The sequence below is a fragment of the Streptomyces sp. NRRL S-31 genome (assembly GCF_000718775.1).
GTDB lineage: Bacteria > Actinomycetota > Actinomycetes > Streptomycetales > Streptomycetaceae > Streptomyces.
This window is the reverse complement of sequence record NZ_JOCB01000033.1, coordinates 48,296-67,078: the sequence shown is the minus strand read 5'-3', so window position 1 is coordinate 67,078 and position 18,783 is coordinate 48,296. Positions and strand designations below refer to the sequence as shown.

General features: G+C 73.4%; 12 protein-coding genes and 1 pseudogene. 8 read left to right on the top strand and 5 right to left on the bottom strand.

What is annotated here, in order from left to right; all coding sequences use genetic code 11:
• Nucleotides 1–207: 207 nt before the first annotated feature.
• The 7 genes from IF37_RS0115445 to IF37_RS0115415 all read left to right on the top strand — a co-directional run bounded on the left by IF37_RS0115445 (nt 208) and on the right by IF37_RS0115415 (nt 8,471).
• The gene (locus IF37_RS0115445; RefSeq protein ID WP_030742197.1) at nt 208–1,272 is read left to right on the top strand and encodes a LacI family DNA-binding transcriptional regulator; all 1,065 of its coding nucleotides are present in this window, start codon (nt 208–210) and stop codon (nt 1,270–1,272) included.
• Nucleotides 1,269–2,789, top strand: coding sequence for a sugar ABC transporter ATP-binding protein (locus tag IF37_RS0115440; protein ID WP_030742195.1), 1,521 nt, complete (start codon nt 1,269–1,271; stop codon nt 2,787–2,789). The genes IF37_RS0115445 and IF37_RS0115440 overlap by 4 nt, the downstream gene beginning before the upstream one ends.
• Complete coding sequence (locus tag IF37_RS0115435; protein ID WP_030742193.1) at nt 2,779–4,731, top strand: substrate-binding domain-containing protein; 1,953 nt, start codon at nt 2,779–2,781, stop codon at nt 4,729–4,731. Before IF37_RS0115440 ends, IF37_RS0115435 begins: the two co-directional genes overlap by 11 nt.
• Before the next feature lie 78 nt (nt 4,732–4,809).
• A complete protein-coding gene (locus tag IF37_RS0115430; RefSeq protein WP_030742191.1) occupies nt 4,810–5,742 on the top strand; it encodes a ribokinase in 933 nt (310 codons plus the stop codon).
• Complete coding sequence (rbsD, locus tag IF37_RS0115425; RefSeq protein WP_030742189.1) at nt 5,739–6,128, top strand: D-ribose pyranase; 390 nt, start codon at nt 5,739–5,741, stop codon at nt 6,126–6,128. Before IF37_RS0115430 ends, rbsD begins: the two co-directional genes overlap by 4 nt.
• Nucleotides 6,129–6,308: 180 nt before the next feature.
• On the top strand, nt 6,309–7,109 hold the full coding sequence (locus IF37_RS0115420) for a sugar phosphate isomerase/epimerase (RefSeq protein WP_030742187.1): 801 nt from the start codon (nt 6,309–6,311) through the stop codon (nt 7,107–7,109).
• Nucleotides 7,110–7,223: 114 nt separating this feature from the next.
• Nucleotides 7,224–8,471, top strand: a complete 1,248-nt coding sequence (locus IF37_RS0115415) for an MFS transporter (RefSeq protein WP_030742185.1) — start codon at nt 7,224–7,226, stop codon at nt 8,469–8,471.
• A gap of 36 nt (nt 8,472–8,507) precedes the next feature.
• On the opposite strand, the pseudogene aroA reads toward IF37_RS0115415, so the two are convergent.
• Nucleotides 8,508–9,742, bottom strand: a pseudogene (gene aroA, locus IF37_RS39440) (3-phosphoshikimate 1-carboxyvinyltransferase).
• A 188-nt stretch (nt 9,743–9,930) separates the two neighbouring features.
• On the opposite strand from aroA, the gene IF37_RS0115405 reads away from it, so the two are divergent.
• The gene (locus IF37_RS0115405) at nt 9,931–11,826 is read left to right on the top strand and encodes a glycoside hydrolase family 3 protein (protein ID WP_030742183.1); all 1,896 of its coding nucleotides are present in this window, start codon (nt 9,931–9,933) and stop codon (nt 11,824–11,826) included.
• A gap of 16 nt (nt 11,827–11,842) precedes the next feature.
• On the opposite strand, the gene IF37_RS0115400 is transcribed toward IF37_RS0115405, so the two are convergent.
• From IF37_RS0115400 to IF37_RS0115385, 4 genes are all read right to left on the bottom strand, one after another.
• The gene (locus IF37_RS0115400) at nt 11,843–13,258 is read right to left on the bottom strand and encodes a S28 family serine protease (protein ID WP_030742181.1); all 1,416 of its coding nucleotides are present in this window, start codon (nt 13,256–13,258) and stop codon (nt 11,843–11,845) included.
• Nucleotides 13,259–13,410: 152 nt separating this feature from the next.
• Nucleotides 13,411–13,800, bottom strand: coding sequence for a hypothetical protein (locus tag IF37_RS0115395; RefSeq protein WP_030742179.1), 390 nt, complete (start codon nt 13,798–13,800; stop codon nt 13,411–13,413).
• A 110-nt stretch (nt 13,801–13,910) separates the two neighbouring features.
• Nucleotides 13,911–17,639 (bottom strand): ABC transporter ATP-binding protein, encoded by a 3,729-nt coding sequence (locus tag IF37_RS0115390; RefSeq protein ID WP_030742177.1) that lies wholly within the window; start codon nt 17,637–17,639, stop codon nt 13,911–13,913.
• A gap of 92 nt (nt 17,640–17,731) precedes the next feature.
• Nucleotides 17,732–18,766: an esterase-like activity of phytase family protein gene (locus tag IF37_RS0115385; RefSeq protein WP_030742175.1), complete on the bottom strand. Its 1,035-nt coding sequence runs from the start codon at nt 18,764–18,766 to the stop codon at nt 17,732–17,734.
• Nucleotides 18,767–18,783 lie beyond the last annotated feature (17 nt).

Sequence of the window (18,783 nt, the reverse complement as noted above, 5' to 3'; positions counted from 1 at the left end):
CCGCCACCCGCCACCCGCCACCCGCCCGGGAATGTTCGGCCACCCCGCGCGGTTGAGCCGCCTGGATTCACAAGCGGTCGGTCACGATCCGGTTTCGGGATGCCGGAGGGGGCTTGCCGAACCTCATGTAATCGTTTCCAATCCTCTGTACGAGGTCGTGTAATCGATTCCACGACTTCCCGAGTCCACAAGGAGGTGGAACCGGCGATGGCGAGCATCAAGGATGTCGCCGCAGCGGCGGGCGTGTCCGTGGCCACCGTGTCGCGGGTGCTCAACGAGCACCCGTCCGTCAGCGCCGACGCACGCACCCGCGTGCTGGCCGCCGTGGCCGCGCTGGGCTACCGCCCGAACGCCGTCGCCCGGTCCCTGCGCACCGACCAGACCCACACCCTCGGACTGGTCATCAGCGACGTGCTGAATCCTTACTTCACCGAGCTGGCCCGATCCGTCGAGGAAGAGGCCCGCGCGCTCGGCTACAGCGTGATCATCGGCAACGCCGACGAGCGGCCCGAGCTCCAGGACCACCACGTACGCAACCTGCTCGACCGGCGGATCGACGGACTGCTGGTCTCGCCGACCGACGGCGGCTCGCCGCTGATGCTCGACGCCGCCCGCGCGGGCACCCCCATGGTGTTCGTGGACCGGTGGATCCCGGGCGTGGACGTGCCGGTCGTACGGGCCGACGGGCGGGCGGCCGTCCGGGACCTGGTGGCGCACCTGTACGCCCTCGGGCACCGGCGGCTCGCGATCATCGCGGGACCCGCCGCCACCACCACCGGCAGCGAGCGCGTCGCGGCCTTCCGCGAGGCCCTGGCCGAGTACGGACTCGCGCTCTCCGAGGCCTGCGTCGGACAGGGCGACTTCCAGGCCGAGAGCGGGCGGCGGGTCACCGAGGGATTCCTGGACCTGCCGGAACCTCCCGACGTCGTCTTCGCGGCCGACAACCTGATGGCGCTCGGCGCGCTGGACGCGGTACGCGCGCGCGGGCTGCGCGTGCCCGACGACATCGCGCTGGCCGCGTTCGACGACATCCCGTGGTTCGTGCACACCGACCCGCCGGTCACCGCGATCGCCCAGCCGACCGGTGAGCTGGGGCGGGCCGCCGTACGGGCGCTGGTCGACCGGATCGAGGGCCGTACCCCGCGGTCCGTGACACTGCCCGCCCGGCTCGTCGTGCGTCGCTCGTGCGGTGAGCCGGCCACTCCCCCACCCTTCCCACCCTCCCCCTCCCCAGTGCAAAGGAGCACGTCAGTGCAGAGGAGCAGGCCGTGAGCAACCCGGACGAGTTGCTGCGCATCGAGGGCATACGCAAGACCTTCCCCGGCGTGGTCGCGCTCGACGGCGTCGACTTCGACCTGCGCCGGGGCGAGGTCCATGTGCTGCTCGGTGAGAACGGCGCCGGCAAGAGCACCCTCATCAAGATGCTCTCCGGGGCCTACACCCCCGACTCCGGGCGGATCAGCGTCGGCGGTCAGGAGGTGCGCATCCACGGAGCCCAGGACGCCGAGCGGCTCGGGATCGCCACCATCTACCAGGAGTTCAACCTGGTACCGGACCTGACCGTCGCCGAGAACATCTTCCTGGGGCGGCAGCCGCGCCGCTTCGGGATGATCGACCGGAAGAAGATGGAGGCCGACGCCGAGGTGCTCCTCGCGCGCGTGGGCGTCGACGTACCGCCCTGCGCGCGGGTGCGGGAACTCGGCATCGCCCGCCTCCAGATGGTCGAGATCGCCAAGGCGCTCAGCCTGGACGCGCGCGTGCTCATCATGGACGAGCCGACCGCCGTACTCACCTCGGAGGAGGTCGAGAAGCTCTTCGCCATCGTGCGGTCGCTGCGCGCCGACGGCGTGGGCGTCGTGTTCATCACGCACCACCTGGAGGAGATCGCCGCCCTCGGGGACCGGGTCACCGTCATCCGGGACGGCCGCAGCGTCGGACAGGTGCCCGCCGGTACGCCCGAGGACGAACTCGTACGGCTGATGGTGGGACGCTCCATCGAGCAGCAGTACCCGCGCGAGCGGGCCGAGAAGGGCGCCGCGCTGCTCAGCGTCGAGGGACTCACCCGGGACGGGGTCTTCCACGACGTGAGCTTCGAGGTGCACGCCGGTGAGGTCGTCGGCATCGCGGGGCTCGTGGGAGCCGGGCGGACGGAGGTCGTGCGGGCCGTGTTCGGCGCCGACCCCTACGACGACGGCACCGTGCGGGTCTCCGGCGACCGGCTCAGGCGGCACGACGTCAACGCGGCGATGGCCGCCGGGATCGGGCTCGTGCCGGAGGACCGCAAGGGCCAGGGGCTCGTGCTGGACGCCTCCGTCGCGGAGAACCTCGGGCTGGTGACCCTGCGGTCGGCGACCCGGGCCGGCGTCGTGGACCGCAAGGCGCAGTACGCGGCCGCCGAGCGGATGGCCGGGCAGCTCGGGGTGCGCATGGCGGGCCTCGGCCAGCACGTGCGGACCCTGTCCGGCGGCAACCAGCAGAAGGTCGTCATCGGCAAGTGGCTGCTGGCCGACACCAAGGTGCTGATCCTCGACGAGCCGACGCGCGGCATCGACGTCGGCGCCAAGGTCGAGATCTACCAGCTAATCAACGAACTGACGGCCGCCGGCGCAGCCGTCCTGATGATCTCCAGCGATCTGCCCGAGGTGCTCGGCATGAGCGACCGGGTGCTGGTGATGGCCCAGGGCCGGATCGCGGGCGAACTCTCCGCGGACGAAGCGACACAGGACGCGGTGATGTCCCTCGCCGTCTCCACCCCCACCACCGAGAAGGAGGCCCCCCGTGGCCACTGACACGCTCAAGAGCAAGCCGGGCGCGAGTGGCGCCCCCGGGGCCCTGCGCCGGCTGCTCCTGGACAACGGCGCGCTCACCGCGCTGATCGTCCTCGTCATCGCCCTGTCGGCGCTGTCCGGGGACTTCCTGACCACGGACAACCTGCTCAACATCGGTGTGCAGGCGGCCGTGACCGCGATCCTCGCGTTCGGCGTCACCTTCGTGATCGTCTCCGCGGGCATCGACCTGTCCGTCGGCTCGGTGGCCGCGCTGTCGGCGACCGTGCTGGCCTGGAGCGCCACCTCGCACGGGGTGCCGGTCGCGCTCGCGGTCGTGATGGCGGTCGCCACCGGCATCGTCGCCGGCCTGGTGAACGGTTTCCTCATCGCCTACGGCAAGCTGCCGCCGTTCATCGCGACGCTGGCCATGCTGTCGGTGGGCCGCGGTCTCGCCCTGGTGATCTCCCAGGGCTCCCCCATCGCCTTCCCCGACTCCGTCTCCCACCTCGGGGACACCCTCGGCGGCTGGCTGCCGGTGCCGGTGCTGGTCATGGTGCTGATGGGGCTGATCGCCGCGGTGGTGCTCGGCCGGACCTACATCGGCCGGTCCATGTACGCCATCGGCGGCAACGAGGAGGCCGCGCGCCTGTCCGGGCTGCGCGTGCGCAAGCAGAAGCTCGCCATCTACGCCCTGTCCGGGCTGTTCGCCGCCGTCGCGGGCGTCGTGCTCGCCTCCCGGCTGTCCTCGGCGCAGCCGCAGGCCGCCGACGGTTACGAGCTGGACGCGATCGCCGCGGTCGTCATCGGCGGTGCCTCGCTCGCGGGCGGTACCGGCAAGGCGTCGGGCACGCTGATCGGCGCGCTGATCCTGGCGGTGCTGCGCAACGGCCTCAACCTGCTCTCGGTGTCGGCGTTCTGGCAGCAGGTCGTCATCGGTGTCGTGATCGCGCTGGCGGTGCTGCTGGACACCGTGCGCCGCAAGGCCGGGGCGACGGCGCCGGCCGCCGGCGCGGGCAACGGGAACAAGGGCAGGCAGGCGGCGACGTACGCGCTCGCGGCCGTGGTCACCATCGCGGTCGTCGGCGCCACCTCCTTCCTGCACAGCGGTTCCCCGGCGTCGGCCAACCCGCGGATGGGCCTGTCCCTGTCCACGCTCAACAACCCGTTCTTCGTGCAGATCCGGTCGGGTGCCCAGGCCGAGGCGAAGAAGCTGGGCGTGGACCTGACCGTGACCGACGCGCAGAACGACGCCTCCCAGCAGGCCAACCAGTTGCAGAACTTCACCAGCTCCGGTCTGGGCGCGATCATCGTCAACCCGGTGGACTCGGACGCGGCCGGCAACTCCGTCAAGGCCGCCGACAAGGCGCACATCCCGGTCATCGCCGTCGACCGGGGCGTCAACAAGGCGACCGTGGACACCCTGGTGGCCTCCGACAACGTCGCCGGTGGCGAGCTGGCCGCCAAGACCATCGCGGAGAAGCTGGGCGGCAAGGGCAGGATCGTCATCCTCCAGGGCCAGGCCGGCACCTCGGCGGCCCGGGAGCGGGCGGCCGGCTTCGCCCGGGGCCTCAAGGAGTACCCCGGCATCCAGGTGCTGGCCCAGCAGCCCGCCGACTTCGACCGGACCAAGGGCCTGGACGTGATGTCGAACCTGCTCCAGTCCCACCCGGACGTGCAGGGCGTCATCGCCGCCAACGACGAGATGGCGCTCGGCGCGGTCAAGGCGCTCGGCTCCAAGGCGGGCCGGTCCGTGCAGGTGGTCGGCTTCGACGGCACCCCGGACGGACTGACGGCGGTCAAGGACGGCACGCTGTACGCGTCGGTCGCCCAGCAGCCCTCGCAGCTGGGGCGGATCGCCGTGGACAACGCCCTCAAGGCGGTCCAGGGCAAGAAGGTGGAGCCGACGGTGAAGGTGCCGGTAAAGGTGGTCACCAAGCAGAACGTGGCCGGCTTCACCGGCTGACACACCATGGACGGGCGGGCCGCCCCGGACGCTTTCCGGGACGGCCCGCCCGAGGTCTTCTCTCAGGGGAGTCAACTGATGTACGACTACGACCTTCTGGTCGTGGGTTCGGCCAACGCCGACCTGGTGATCGACGTCGAGCGGCGGCCCGCCGCCGGCGAGACGGTGCTCGGCGGCGACCTGGCCGTGCACCCGGGCGGCAAGGGCGCCAACCAGGCGGTCGCCGCGGCCCGGCTGGACGCGCGCACGGCCCTGCTGGCGCGGGTCGGCGACGACGGCCACGGACGGCTGCTGCTCGACTCCCTGCGCGCGGCCGGGGTCGACACGGCGGGTGTGCTGTCGGGCGGCGCACCGACGGGCGTCGCGCTGATCACCGTGGACCCCGGCGGCGACAACAGCATCGTGGTGTCGCCGGGCGCCAACTCGCGGCTGCTGCCCGAGGACGTCCGGGCGGCGACCGGGCTGGTCCGCGCCTCCCGGGTGGTCTCGGCGCAGCTGGAGATCCCGCTGGAGACGGTCGTGGAGGTGGTACGGGCGCTGGCGCCGGGCAGCCGCTTCGTGCTGAACCCGTCCCCGCCGCGCGAGCTGCCCGCGGAGGTGCTGGCGGCCTGCGACCCGCTGATCGTGAACGAGCACGAGGCGCGGGTGATCCTCGGTGACGCCCACGGCGGCGACGACCCCGCGGACTGGGCGCGGCTGCTGCTGGCCGCGGGGCCGCGCTCGGTGGTGGTGACGCTGGGCGCCGAGGGGGCGCTGGTGTGCGACGCCTCGGGCGTGACCCGGGTGCCGTCGGTGAAGGTGGACGCGGTGGACACCACCGGTGCGGGCGACGCGTTCACCGCGGCGCTGGCCTGGCGGCTGGGCACGGGCGCCGGCCTGGCCGAGGCGGCGGCCTACGCGGCCCGGGTGGGCGCGGCGGCCGTGACCCGGCGGGGCGCGCAGGAGTCGTACCCGACGGCCGCGGAGGTCGACGCCCTGGGCAGTGCCGGGGAGCGGGGTGAGGTCCGGTGAAGAAGGCGGGAATCCTCAACCGGCGGCTGTCCGGCGCGCTGGCCGAGCTGGGGCACGGGGACGGGGTGCTGATCTGCGACGCGGGCATGCCGATCCCGGCCGGGGCCAACCTGGTGGACCTCGCGTTCAGGGCGGGTGTGCCGTCGTTCGCCGAGGTGCTGGACGGACTGCTGGCCGAGCTGGTGGTGGAGGGCGCGACGGCGGCGGAGGAGATACGGGCGGCCAACCCTGAGGCGGCGGCCCTGCTGGAGGGCCGCTTCCCGGAGCTGACCATGGTCTCGCACGAGCGGCTCAAGGAACTGACGGCGGGCGCCCGGCTGATCGTCCGCACCGGGGAGGCGCGTCCGTACGCGAACGTGCTGCTGCGCTGCGGGGTGTTCTTCTAGGGCCGGCGTGCCGGGCAAGTGGCCCGGGGAGGGTGAGGGGGACGGTTGTTCGCCGGATGCCGGGCGGGTGCGGCTGGGCGCGCAGTTCCCCGCGCCCCTGGGGGGTGTCCGGGGCGCTCGCCCATGGGGTGGTGGTGACGGGGGCATGGTCCGGGTTCGGGCGGGGTACGTGCCGTTTTCATGAAGCTGGCGTTCTCCACTCTCGGTGTCCCCGGTCTGTCCGTCCCTGAGGTTCTGGCCCTCGCGACCGCGCACGGCTACCACGGTGTCGAGCTGCGCGCCCACCCCGAGGAACCGGTGCATCCGGGGCTGGGTCCCGCCGAACGCGCGGAGACCGCGGCCCTGTTCCGGGGTGCGGGGGTCGAGGCGCTGTGCCTTGCGGGGTACGCGCGTGTCGCCGCGCCGGGCGAGGACGCGCCCGTGCTGGCGGAGATCCGGGACCTGCTGCGCCTCGCCCACGACCTGGGTGCGCCCTTCGTCCGCGTCTTCCCGGGCGCCGACCCGGACCGGCCTCGGGAGGAGTCGGACGCGATCGCCGCCCGGCGGCTCGGCACCGCCGCCGAGGACGCCGCCGCGCTCGGTGTGCGCGTCCTGCTGGAGACCCACGACTCGCACCCCACGGGCGCCGACGCCATCCGGATCCTCGGCCCGGTCGGACACCGGCAGGTGGGCGCGGTGTGGGACGTGATGCACACCTGGCTGGGCGGGGAGCAGCCGCCGGACAGCTACGCGGCCCTCGCCCCGCACCTGGGCTACGTCCAGGTCAAGGACATCGCCTCCGCCGAGGACACCGCCCCGCTGCCGCTCGGCGCCGGGGTGCTGCCGCTCGGCGAGTGCGTGGACGTCCTCGCCCGGCGGGGTTGGGACGGCTGGCTGTGCTGGGAGTACGAGAAGCGCTGGCACGAGGCGGCTCCGCCGCTCGCGGAGCTGCTGGACGGGGGCCGCGAGCACCTGCTGCGGACGCTGGACGAGGCGGCGTAGCCGGAGCCGGGGCGTCGGGGCGGCCCGGGCCCTCAATTCGCTGGCCCGCGGGTCCGTACCCGGGTAGCCTCCCCCGGTGATCCCGCAGCCGGGGCCGTGCGCCCGCCTCCGCTCATGAGTCTCAGCCGCTCGCTCATCGACGTACGGCCGCTGCGCACCTCCCCCGTCTTCCGGCGGCTGCTGATCGGCCGGACCGTGTCCGTGCTGGGCGGGTTCATGACCATGGTGACGGTCATGTACCAGGTGTGGGACACCACCCGCAGCACCGCCTGGACCGGCGCGGTGGGGCTCGCGCAGGCGCTGCCGCTGGTGGTGTTCGGACTGTTCGCCGGGGCCTGGGCGGACCGGGCCGACCGGCGGCGGGTCTACCTGACGGCCACCGTCGGCCAGGCGGTCTGCTCCCTGGCGCTCGCGGCGCAGGGCTTCACCGGGCGGGTCCCGGTGGCCGGGGTGCTGTCGCTGGTCGCCGCGCAGTCGGCCTTCGGCGCGCTCGGCGCCCCGGCCGCCGGGGTGTTCCTGCCGCGTCTGCTGCCCAAGGAGCAGGTGGCCGCCGGGCTGGCGCTGCAACAGGTCGGCGGGCAGGCGATGATGCTGCTCGGGCCCGCGCTGGCCGGGGTGCTGCTGGGCTGGTTCGGCATCGGCGTCTGCTACCTGCTGGACGCCCTGAGCTTCGGCCTCTCCTTCTACGGCGCCTTCGGGCTGCCCGCGCTGCCGCCCGAGGGCGAGCCGTCGCGGCCGGGGCTGGGCGGCGCGCTGGACGGGCTGCGGTTCCTGACCGGGCACCGGGTGGTGCGCGGTGCGCTGATCACCGACCTGGCCGCCACCGTGCTGTCGTTCCCGGTGAGCCTGTTCCCGCTGGTCAACGACGAGCGGTTCGGCGGCGACCCGCGCACCCTCGGGCTGTTCCTGTCGGCGCTCGCGGTGGGCGGTGTCGCGGCGACCGCGCTGTCCGGCTCGCTGACCCGGCTCGGGCGGCCGGGTCCGGTGATGCTGTGCGCGTCCGCCGCCTGGGGCGTGGCGCTGGTCCTCTTCGGCCTCGCGACCAGCGCCTGGGCCGGTCTGGCGCTGCTGGTGGTCGCCGGGGCGGCGGACGCCACGGCGGTGGTCGCCCGCTCCACGATCGTGCAGACCCGCACCCCGGACGCGCTGCTGGGCCGGGTCACCGCGGCCGAGCAGATCGTCGGCCAGGCGGGCCCGAGCCTCGGCAACGTGCGCGGCGGTCTGCTCGCCGGCTGGACCTCCGGCGCGACCGCCCTGGTGACCGGGGGCGTGCTGTGCGTGCTGGCGGTGGCCGGCGTCGCCACCACGACCCCCGGACTGCGGGGCGGCGACGCCCCGGCGGCGGAGCCGGCCGGGCCCTGAGCGGCGCGGACCGCCCGACCCCGGACCCGGCCGCCGTCAGCCGGCGGCGGGCAGCGCCGCGAACGCCTCGTGGAAGCCGGGGAACGTCTTGCGGACGCAGCCGGGGTCGTCGTAGGTCAGACCGGGTGTGCGCAGGGCGGCGACGGCGAAGGACATCACGATGCGGTGGTCACCGAAGGACTTGATGCCGACGCCGGGCGCGGGCGTGCCGGGCCGGATCTCGATCCAGTCCGGGCCGGTGCTCACGCCGATGCCGAGCCGCCGCAGGTTCTCCGCGCAGGCCTCCAGACGGTCGCACTCCTTCACCCGGGTGTTGCCGACGTCCTCGATGCGGACCGGTCCGGAGGCGAACGGCGCGATCGCGGCCAGGGTCGGCATGGTGTCGGAGATGTCCCGCATGTTCACGGTCAGGCCGCGCAGTTCGCCGGTGCCGCGTACGGTCGTGCGGTCCTCGGCGACGGTGACCTCCGCGCCCATCCGGCGCAGCACCTCCACGAACCCCAGGTCGCCCTGGAGCGCGCCCGCGCCGAGGCCGGGCACGGTGATCTCGCGGCCCGGGGTGACGGCCGCCGCGGCGAAGAAGTAGCTCGCGGTGGAGGCGTCCGGCTCGATCGGGTAGGTGGTGGCCCGGTAGCCGCCGGGCGGGACGTCGTACACCGTGCCGTCCCGGACGACGTCCACGCCGAACGCCCGCATCATCGCGAGGGTGATCTCCACGTACGGCGCGGACACCAGGTCGGTGACCCGGATCCGCAGTCCGGTGCGGGTCAGCGGGCCGAGCAGCAGCAGCGCGGTCAGGTACTGGGAGGACTGGCCGGCGTCCAGCACCACCTCGCCGCCCTCGACGCCGGACGCGTGGACGGTGAGCGGGTGGTGGCCCTCGGCCTCCTCGTGCCGCAGGTCGACGCCGAGGTCGCGCAGGGCACGGGTGAGCGGGCCGAGGGGGCGGCGGCGCATCTGCGGGGAGGCGTCGAAGCGGTAGGTGCCGTGGCCGGCGGCGGCCAGGGTGGGCAGGAAGCGGGCGGTGGTGGCGCCGTCCCGGCAGAAGACGTCGGCCTCGGGGCGGGCCGGGCCTTGCGGGCGGCCGTCGATCCGCCAGGCGTCGGGGGTGCGCCCGACCCGGTAGCCGAGCCGGATCAGGCCCTCGGCGAAGCCCTCGGTGTCGTCGGAGCGCAGGGGCCGTACGAGGTGCTGACGCCGTCGGCTGCGGCGGCGAGGAAGAGCGCGCGGGCGGTGACGGACTTGGAACCGGGGATGTCGACTGCGGGCATGATCGCCATGATGACGGCTCGCCCGCGCCCCCGTCCGAGCCTTCCGGGAGCTGGACGCGCGCCCCGTGCGTCCGCGGTCGGCGGCCCCCCGCTGGTTACTGTGCGGTCCCTTGACGGAAAGAAACTTCCCGGATATTGGTGACTCCTTGGAAGTTTCCTTCAGCGGTTCTCCTCCGGAAGGAGCGCACGTGCACGACACCAGCACGGGAAGCGACACCGACACGGGCAGCGGCACCGGAAGTGGAAGCGGAAGCGGAAGCGATACGCGGACGGGAAGCACCGCGCGGCCGTCCAGACGCGCCGTCCTCACCGCGACCGCGGGTCTCACCGCCGCGCTGACCGTCCCGACGACCGCCCAGGCCGCCCCCGACGCGGCCGACGACCGCCGGCTGCGCGCCCTGATCTCCCGTATGACGCTTCAGGAGAAGGTCGGCCAGCTCTTCGTGATGCGGGTCTACGGCCACTCCGCCACCGCCCCGGACCAGGCGGATATCGACGCCAACCTGAAGGAGATCGGCGTCCGCACCGCCGCCGAGCTGATCGCGAAGTACCGGGTCGGCGGCATCATCTACTTCACGTGGGCGCACAACACCCGCGACCCGCACCAGATCGCCGAGCTGTCCGACGGCATCCAGCGGGCCGCGCTGGACCAGCCGCGCGGCCTGCCGGTGCTCATCGCCACCGACCAGGAGCACGGCGCGGTCTGCCGGATCGGCAAGCCCGCCACCCTGTTCCCCGGCGCGATGGCGATCAGCGCGGGCCGCTCCCGCTCCGACGCCCGCACCCTCGGCCGGATCTCCGGAGCCGAGCTGCGCGCGATGGGCATCAACCAGGACTACGCCCCGGACGCCGACGTCAACGTCAACCCGGCCAACCCGGTGATCGGGGTCCGCTCCTTCGGCGCCGACCCGGACGCGGTCGCCGCGCTGGTCGCCGCCGAGGTGAAGGGCTACCAGGCGGCCGGGGTGGCGGCGACCGCCAAGCACTTCCCGGGCCACGGGGACACCGCCGTCGACAGCCACTACGGCTTCCCGGTCATCACGCACAGCCGGGAGCTGTGGGAGGAGCTGGACGCCGTGCCCTTCCGGGCGGCGATCGCGGCCGGGATCGACTCCATCATGACCGCGCACATCCAGTTCCCGGCCCTGGACGGCTCCGGTGACCCCGCGACCCTGTCCCGCCCGATCCTCACCGGCATCCTGCGCGGGGAACTCGGCTACGACGGGGTGGTGATCACCGACTCGCTCGGCATGCAGGGCGTGCGCTCGAAGTACGGCGACGACCGGGTGCCGGTGCTCGCGCTCAAGGCCGGGGTGGACCAGCTGCTCAACCCGCCGTCGCTGGACGTGGCCTGGAACGCGGTGCTGAAGGCGGTCCGGGACGGCGAGCTGACCGAGGCCCGGCTCGACGAATCGATCCTGCGCATCCTGCGGCTGAAGGCCCGGCGCGGGCTGCTCGACGACCCCTACACCCGCCGCTTGGGCGTCGACCGCACCGTGGGGACCCGGTCCCACCTGGCCACCGCCGACCGCATCGCCGAACGCACCACGACCCTGCTGGTCAACGAGGGCGGCACACTGCCCTTCGACCGCCGCCGGGAGCCCCGGGTGCTGGTGGTCGGCGCCGACCCGGCCTCCCCGTCCGGCACCACCGGCCCGCCCACCGGTGTCCTGGCCGCCGCCCTGACCGGGCTGGGGTTCACCGCCACGGCCCTGTCCACCGGCACGGCGCCCTCCGCCGCGACCGTCGACAAGGCGGTCGCGGCGGCGCGGGACGCGGACGCGGTGGTCGTCGCCACCTACAACGTGACGGCGGACAGCTCCCAGCGGACGCTGGTGGAGCGCCTGCTGGCGGCGGGCGGACCGGTGGCGGTGGTCGCGATCCGCAACCCGTACGACATCGCGCACCTGCCGTCCGCCCGGGCCTGTCTGGCCACGTACTGCTGGACGGACGTCGAACTGCGCGCCGCCGCACGGGTCATCGCCGGACGGGTGGCACCGCGCGGGAGGCTGCCGGTTCCGGTGCAGCGGGCGGACGACCCGGCGCGGGTGCTGTACCCGATCGGCCATGGGCTGACGTACTAGCCGGCCGCTCAGCCGCTCAGGGCCTGAGCGCGGGCTCCCGTTCCGGGTCCCGGACGTCCAGCTTCGCGTCGTACCCGGCCAGCGGCCTGGCCTGGGCGACGGTGGCCGGCGGCAGGCCCGCCCAGTCGAGGATGCGGGCCGTGGCGAGGCTCCTTAGGTCCGGGACCAGGCCCGCCACGTTCGCCCCGTGGTTCAGGCCGGGCGCGGTGAGGACGTAGGAGTCACGGGCGCCCGCGCCGAGCCGGAAGCGCTCCGACCCCCAGGGGTCGTTCTGGCCGTAGACGAAGAGCATGCGCGTGGCGTGGTGCCGTACCCAGGTGTCCACGTCCCGCATCGCCCCCGGCTGGAAGCGCATCGGGACGGAGCGGGGCACGTACTCGCGCGGCGGCTGGTAGCCGTAGCGGATCAGCCGCTTCTCGATGTACGGGAAGTGGATGGTCGGCGCGCCCAGCTGGGTGCCCGCCTGGTAGTAGTACGGCGTGTACTGCGCGAGGCCCTGGTCGGTGTAGGCGGAGAAGCCGGAGATGGCGTCGACCGAGTCCCAGATCTCCTCGTCGCTCGCCGTGGCCGCGTCCGCCGGGACCGTGTCGCAGTCCTTCAGCAGGCTGTACTGCCAGAAGCCCCAGACGTAGTCGAGGACGACCGCCTCGTAGGCCTTGTCCAGGCTGCCGACGGTGTCGAAGGTGTAGCCCTCGTCTGCCGCGTACCGCGCGTACCGCTGCTCCAGCGGCGCGCGCCGCATGAGTGCCTCGCGCTGTACGGCGTTCAGCCGGTCCCGGCACTCCTTGGTGCCGACGCGGGCGAAGAACCGGTCGTAGGCCGAGTCCTCGTCGTTCACGACGTCGTTCGGGGCCACGTAGGCGACGACGCCGGCCATGTCACCGGGGTGGAAGCGCTCGTAGTAGGTGGCCGTCATGCCGCCCTTGGAGCCGCCGGTGGCCAGCCAGTTGGCGGGGTAGATGCCCTTCAGCGCCCGGTACACGCGGTGCTGGTCGCTCGCCGCCTGCCAGATGTCGAGCTTGGACCAGTCGGCCGGGTCGGGGCGGGACGGGGTGAAGAAGCGGTACTCCAGGGAGACCTGGTTGCCGTCCACGATCTGGGTGGGCTCGCGGCGCGAGGGGGTCGTGGAGACGTTGTAGCCGCTGGTGTAGAAGACCGTGGGACGGCTGGTGTCCCGGTGCAGCACGGTGATCCGCTGCCGGAAGGTGCCCCGGTCCGGATGGCGGTGGTCGACGGGCTGGGTGTAGTTCAGGACGAAGTAGCGGTAGCCGGGGTACGGCTTCTCCTCGATCAGGCTCATGCCGGGTATCGACAGGAGCCGGTCCTTGATGTCGGTGGGCTCGGATGCGGCGGCGGTGGCCGCGGCGGCCGTCGTGCCCGGCGTGCCCACGCACACCAGGAGCGCGAGCAGCCATCTGAGCGCCTTGCGCATGCGCACTCTCCCCTGTGAGACGGATGTGCGCCGGAAGCTATCCCAGCAACCGCTGTCCCACCAGGGGGTGTTGACGGGCCCCCGGACCACGTACCAGGCCCGGGGACCCGGCTCAGCGGCTCAGCGGCTCAGCGGCTCAGCGGCTCAGCGGCTCAGCACAGGATCCAGCCGGAGCTGACCGAGGACCCGCCCACCGCGCCCTTGATCCAGACGCAGCGGTGGCCGGCCTGCACGGTCACCGGGCCGGCCTGGATCCTGTAGCGGCCCTGGTCCACGACCGGCCGGCTGCCCCGGGCCTGGACGCTGACCGACATGGTCCGGGCGGACCCGGGGTGTCTGGCGACGGTGACGGCGCAGAGGTAGCCGTCGCGCTTGTAGACGTGGGTGACACCGGTCTTGAACGGCAGCGTCCGCACCTCGCGCCCGCCGCAGCCGCCGGACGCGGCCTGCGCCGTCCCCGTCGCCGTCAGCGCCAACGCGCCGGACGCGGCCAGCACGGCCGCACCGAGCGCCATCCGCCGGCGTATCGCACCACTGCCCACTGTCGTCCTCCCCGTACCGCTCGCACACCCCCGTGCCCGTACTGCTGTACGGACGCGCGGATGTGTCGGATGGTTGCACGGCCGTCAGCGATCCGCCCCGGCCCGATCCCTCAGCGGGTCACGCCCACCGGCTCCTCCGGCTCCGACCGGCCGACGAAGGTCCGCCACAGCTCGGCGTACCGGCCGCCGCGGGCCAGCAGCTCCTCGTGGGTGCCGTCCTCGGCGACCCGCCCGTGGTCCATGACCACCACCCGGTCGGCGCGCGCCGCCGTGGTCAGCCGGTGCGCGACCACCAGGGTGGTGCGGCGGCCCGCCAGGCGGTCGGTGGCCTGGTTGACCTGCGCCTCGGTGGCCAGGTCGAGGGCGGCCGTGGCCTCGTCCAGGAGCAGGATGTCCGGGTCGACCAGTTCGGCGCGGGCGAGGGCGATCAGCTGGCGCTGGCCCGCCGAGAGGTTGCGTCCGCGTTCGGCGACCTCGTGCAGGTAACCGCCCTCCAGCAGGGCGATCATCTCGTGCGCGCCGACCGCCCGGGCCGCCGCCTCCACCTCGGCGTCGGTGGCGTCGGGACGGCCGTAGGCGATGGCGTCGCGGACGGTGCCCGGGAAGAGGTACGCCTCCTGCGGCACGACCCCGAGCCGGTGCCGGTAGGCGGTGAGGTCCAGGTCGCGCAGGTCCGTGCCGTCGACCGTGACCCGCCCGGCGGTCGGGTCGTAGAACCGCGCGACCAGCTTGACGAGGGTCGACTTGCCGGCGCCGGTCTCGCCGACGAAGGCCACCGTCTGCCCCGCCGGGATGGCGAGGTCGATGCCGGACAGGGCCTCCTCGGGCGCGTCCGCGGGGCCGTACGCGAAGCGCACGTCCTCGAAGGCGATGTCGCCCCGCAGGGAGAGCACGTCGAGGGGTTCGCCGGCGGAGCGCGTGGAGGTGGGCTCGCGCAGCAGCTCCTGGATGCGGCCCAGCGAGACGGTGGCCTGCTGGTAGCCGTCGAAGACCTGGGAGAGCTGCTGGACGGGGGCGAAGAACAGGTCGATGTAGAGCAGGTAGGCCACCAGCGCGCCGGTGGTGAGGGTGGCCGCCTCCACCCGGCCCGCGCCCGCGATCAGCACGGCCGCCGCGGCGACCGAGGAGAGCAGCTGGACGAACGGGAAGTAGACCGATATCAGCCGCTGGCCGCGGATGCGGGCGCGGCGGTAGTCCGCGCTGCGCCCGGCGAACCGCCGTCCGCCGTCCCGCTCCCGCCGGAAGGCCTGCACGATCCGCAGCCCGGCGACGGTCTCCTGGAGGTCGGCGTTGACCGTCGAGACGCGCTCGCGGGCGAGTTCGTACGCCTTCACGCTGGCCCGGCGGAAGAAGAAGGTGGCCACGGCCAGCGGGGGCAGGGTGGCGAAGACGACGAGGGCGAGCCGCACGTCGAGCACCAGCAGGGCGACCATGATGCCGAAGAAGGTGACGACCGAGACGAACGCCGTGACCAGCCCCGTCTGGAGGAACGTCGACAGGGCGTCGACGTCGGTCGTCATGCGGGTCATGATCCGGCCGGTCAGCTCGCGCTCGTAGTAGTCCAGGCCGAGCCGCTGGAGCTGGGCGAAGATCTTCAGGCGCAGGGAGTACAGGACGCGTTCGCCGGTGCGGCCGGTCATCCGGGTCTCGCCGATCTGCGCGGCCCACTGCACCAGCACGGTCAGCAGGGCGAGCAGGGAGGCGGACCACACCGCGCCGGTCGCCATCCTGGTGACACCGGAGTCGATGCCGTGCCGGATCAGCACCGGCAGCAGCAGGCCCGCGCCCGCGTCCACGGCGACCAGCAGCAGGCTGACCAGCAGGGGCAGCCGGAAGCCATGCAGCAGCCGGCGCAGGCCGTAGGAGTCCTCGGGCAGGACCGCGCGGCTCTCGTCGATGTCCGGGGTGTCGTCGGCCGGGGGCAGCGCCTCGACCTGGGCGAGCAGTTCCGGGGTGGCCGGGGTGCCGGCGAGCGCCAGGTCCCTGGGTGCGCGGTCGCCGGTCCACAGCCGGGGGGTGACGCCCCGCTCGGCGTCGAACTCGGCGTCCAGCTCCTCGCGGAGGGAGGTGTCCTCGGCGGGTTCGGCCGCCGGGGCGCGGCCCGGGGAGACCCCGCCCAGTTCGTCCGGGTCGGCGAGCAGGCGGCGGTAGAGGGCGGAGCGCTCCTGGAGCTCCTCGTGGGTGCCGAGGTCGGCGAGCCGGCCGCCGTCCAGGACGGCGATGCGGTCGGCGAGGTTCAGGGTGGAGCGGCGGTGGGCGATGAGCAGGGTGGTACGGCCCCGCATGACGTGCTTGAGGGCCTCGTGGATCTCGTGTTCCACCCGGGCGTCGACGGCGGAGGTGGCGTCGTCGAGGACGAGCAGGCGCGGGTCGGTGAGCAGGGCGCGGGCGAGCGCGATGCGCTGGCGCTGGCCGCCGGAGAGGGTGAGGCCCTGTTCGCCGACCTTGGTGTCGTAGCCGTCGGGCAGCTCGGCGATGAAACGGTCCGCCTGGGCGGCGCGGGCGGCGGCCTCGATCTCCTCCGCGGTGGCGTCCGGGCGGCCGTAGGCGATGTTGTTCCGGACGGTGTCCGAGAAGAGGAACGAATCTTCGGGGACGAGTCCGATCGCGGCCCGCAGCGAGTCCAGGGTCAGCTCGCGGACGTCATGGCCGCCGATCAGGACGGCGCCGTGGGTGACGTCGTAGAAGCGCGGCAGGAGCAGGGAGACGGTCGACTTGCCGGAGCCGGAGGAGCCGACGACGGCGAGGGTCTCGCCGGACCGGATCTCGAAGCTGAGCCCTTGGAGGACGGGGCGGTCGTGGTGGTAGCCGAAGGAGACGTCGTCGAACTCGACGGTCGCGGGCGCGTCGGCGGGCAGCTCCTTGGTGCCGTCCTTCAGCGTCGGCTCGGTGTCGATCAGCTCCAGCACGCGCTCGGTGCCGGCCCGGGCCTGCTGGCCGACGGTGAGCACCATGGCGAGCATCCGGACCGGGCCGACCAGCTGGGCCAGGTAGGTGGAGAAGGCGACGAAGGTGCCGAGCGTGATGTGGCCGCGTACGGCGAGCCAGCCGCCGAGGGCCAGCATGGCGACCTGGCCGAGCGCCGGGACGGCCTGGAGCGCCGGGGTGAACCTGCTGTTCAGGCGGATCGTGCGCAGGCGGCCCGCGAACAGCCGGCGGCCGACCTCGCGCAGCTTGCCGGTCTCCTGGTCCTCCTGTCCGAAGCCCTTCACCACCCGGACGCCGCTCACCGCGCCGTCCACCACGCCGGCCACGGCGGCGGCCTGGGCCTGCGCGTACCAGGTGGCGGGGTGCAGCCTGCTGCGGCTGCGTCTGGCGATCCAGCCGAGGGCGGGCGCGACGGCCAGGGCGACCAGGGTCAGCGGCGGTGACAGCCACGCCATGATCCCCAGGGAGATCAGGAAGAGCAGCACGTTCCCGATGGTCATCGGGAGCATGAAGAGCAGGCCCTGGATCAGCTGGAGGTCGCTGGTGGCCCGGCCGACGACCTGCCCGGTGGACAGCTCGTCCTGACGGCGGCCGTCCAGCCGGGTGATCGTGGCGTACATCGCGGTCCGCAGGTCGTGCTGGACGTCCAGGGCGAGCCGGCCGCCGTAGAAGCGGCGGACGTAGGTGAGGACGTAGACGAGGACGGCCGCGCCGACCAGGGCACCGGCCCAGGGGGCCATGGCGCGGGTGTGGCCGCCGATCACATCGTCGATGATCACCTTGGTGATCAGCGGGACGACGGCCATGACCGCCATGCCGGCGAGCGAGGAGCCGAGGGCGAGGATCACGTCCGCCGGGTAGCGCCAGGCATAGCCCGCCAGCCGTCTCGCCCATCCCCGTTGCGGTACCACGCCGGTGCCTTCCTGTCGTCCTGCTCGTCCGGAAGACACCAACGCCGAAGGGAGCGGATTTCATCCCTCCGCAACAAGGCCGGGGGCCGCGGTCAGACGCGTACCCGCAGGTAGTAGAAGCGGGTGGTCTGTTCCGCGTTGTGGTTGTCGTCGCTCACCAGAAGGACCTTCAGGCGGCCCGAGGCGTCCCGGCCGGTGATCGTCATGCCCTCGATGTTGTCCAGCAGCGGATTGGGCTGGGGCTGCTTCGCGGTGGCACCCAGGGAGGGGCAGCTGACGATGTCCGTCAGGAGGGTCTTCTTGATCAGCCGGACGCCGGCCTGGCCCGTCAGGTTCTCCACGCCGCTGGTGTCCGTGGCGTGCCGGGGGTCGGCCAGGTAGAGGCGGACCGTGTTGCCGACGCCGGGGGTGAAACCGCGCTCCAGGACGAGGAGGCGGCCGTCGGGGATGGCCTGGACCTCGGGGACGCCGAGGCCGGCGGCGTCGGTGCGGTAGGCGTACTGGGCGCCGAGCACGAAGCGTCCCCGGTGGCGCTCCCAGGTCTGGAAGCGGAGGGTCCCGGTGCTGTCACCCGCTATCGCGTACTCCATGGAGGCCAGCAGGGTGTGGCCGCCGGGCAGCATGGTCAGGCCCTCGAAGGTCTGGTTGACGGCGGCCCGGCCCGCCGGGGTGACCCGGAGCGCGGGCGGCACCGGCAGCCGGTCGAGGATCTTGCCGTCGGCGGAGTAGCGGCGCACGGAGGGCTCGACCTCGGAGCTGATGAGCCGGGTGCCGTCGCGGTCGATGACGAGGCCCTCGGAGTCCAGGTCGGCGCCGTTCTCGTCGGCCAGGTGGACGACGGCCTTCGGCCGGAGGGTGCGCGCGTCCAGGCGGAACAGGTCCGAGCGGTCCGACAGGGCCGCGAGCGAGCCGTCCCGGTCGGTGGCGAGGGCGGAGAAGTTGCCGACGTAGGAGCCGTCGTACGTCGTCTTGTCGAGCGCGTCGGAGAAGCGGTCGAGCGAGACGTACGGCGAACAGTCCTGGCCGGTCCGGCCGGCGTGCGAGTCGGCGGCGGCCGGCCCGGCGGTGAGGCAGGTGGCCGCCGCCAGGCCGGCGACGAGGCCGGTGAGTACGGTTCTGAGGTGCATGCGGGGGACCGTAGGAC

What these genes read in the sequence shown, in the direction of transcription:
- IF37_RS0115445 (WP_030742197.1), top strand. Translation starts at nt 208, where the DNA reads ATGGCGAGCATCAAGGATGTCGCCGCAGCGGCGGGCGTGTCCGTGGCC.
- IF37_RS0115430 (WP_030742191.1), top strand. Translation starts at nt 4,810, where the DNA reads ATGTACGACTACGACCTTCTGGTCGTGGGTTCGGCCAACGCCGACCTG.
- IF37_RS0115420 (WP_030742187.1), top strand. Translation starts at nt 6,309, where the DNA reads ATGAAGCTGGCGTTCTCCACTCTCGGTGTCCCCGGTCTGTCCGTCCCT.
- IF37_RS0115415 (WP_030742185.1), top strand. Translation starts at nt 7,224, where the DNA reads ATGAGTCTCAGCCGCTCGCTCATCGACGTACGGCCGCTGCGCACCTCC.
- IF37_RS0115400 (WP_030742181.1), bottom strand. Translation starts at nt 13,258, where the DNA reads ATGCGCAAGGCGCTCAGATGGCTGCTCGCGCTCCTGGTGTGCGTGGGC.
- IF37_RS0115385 (WP_030742175.1), bottom strand. Translation starts at nt 18,766, where the DNA reads ATGCACCTCAGAACCGTACTCACCGGCCTCGTCGCCGGCCTGGCGGCG.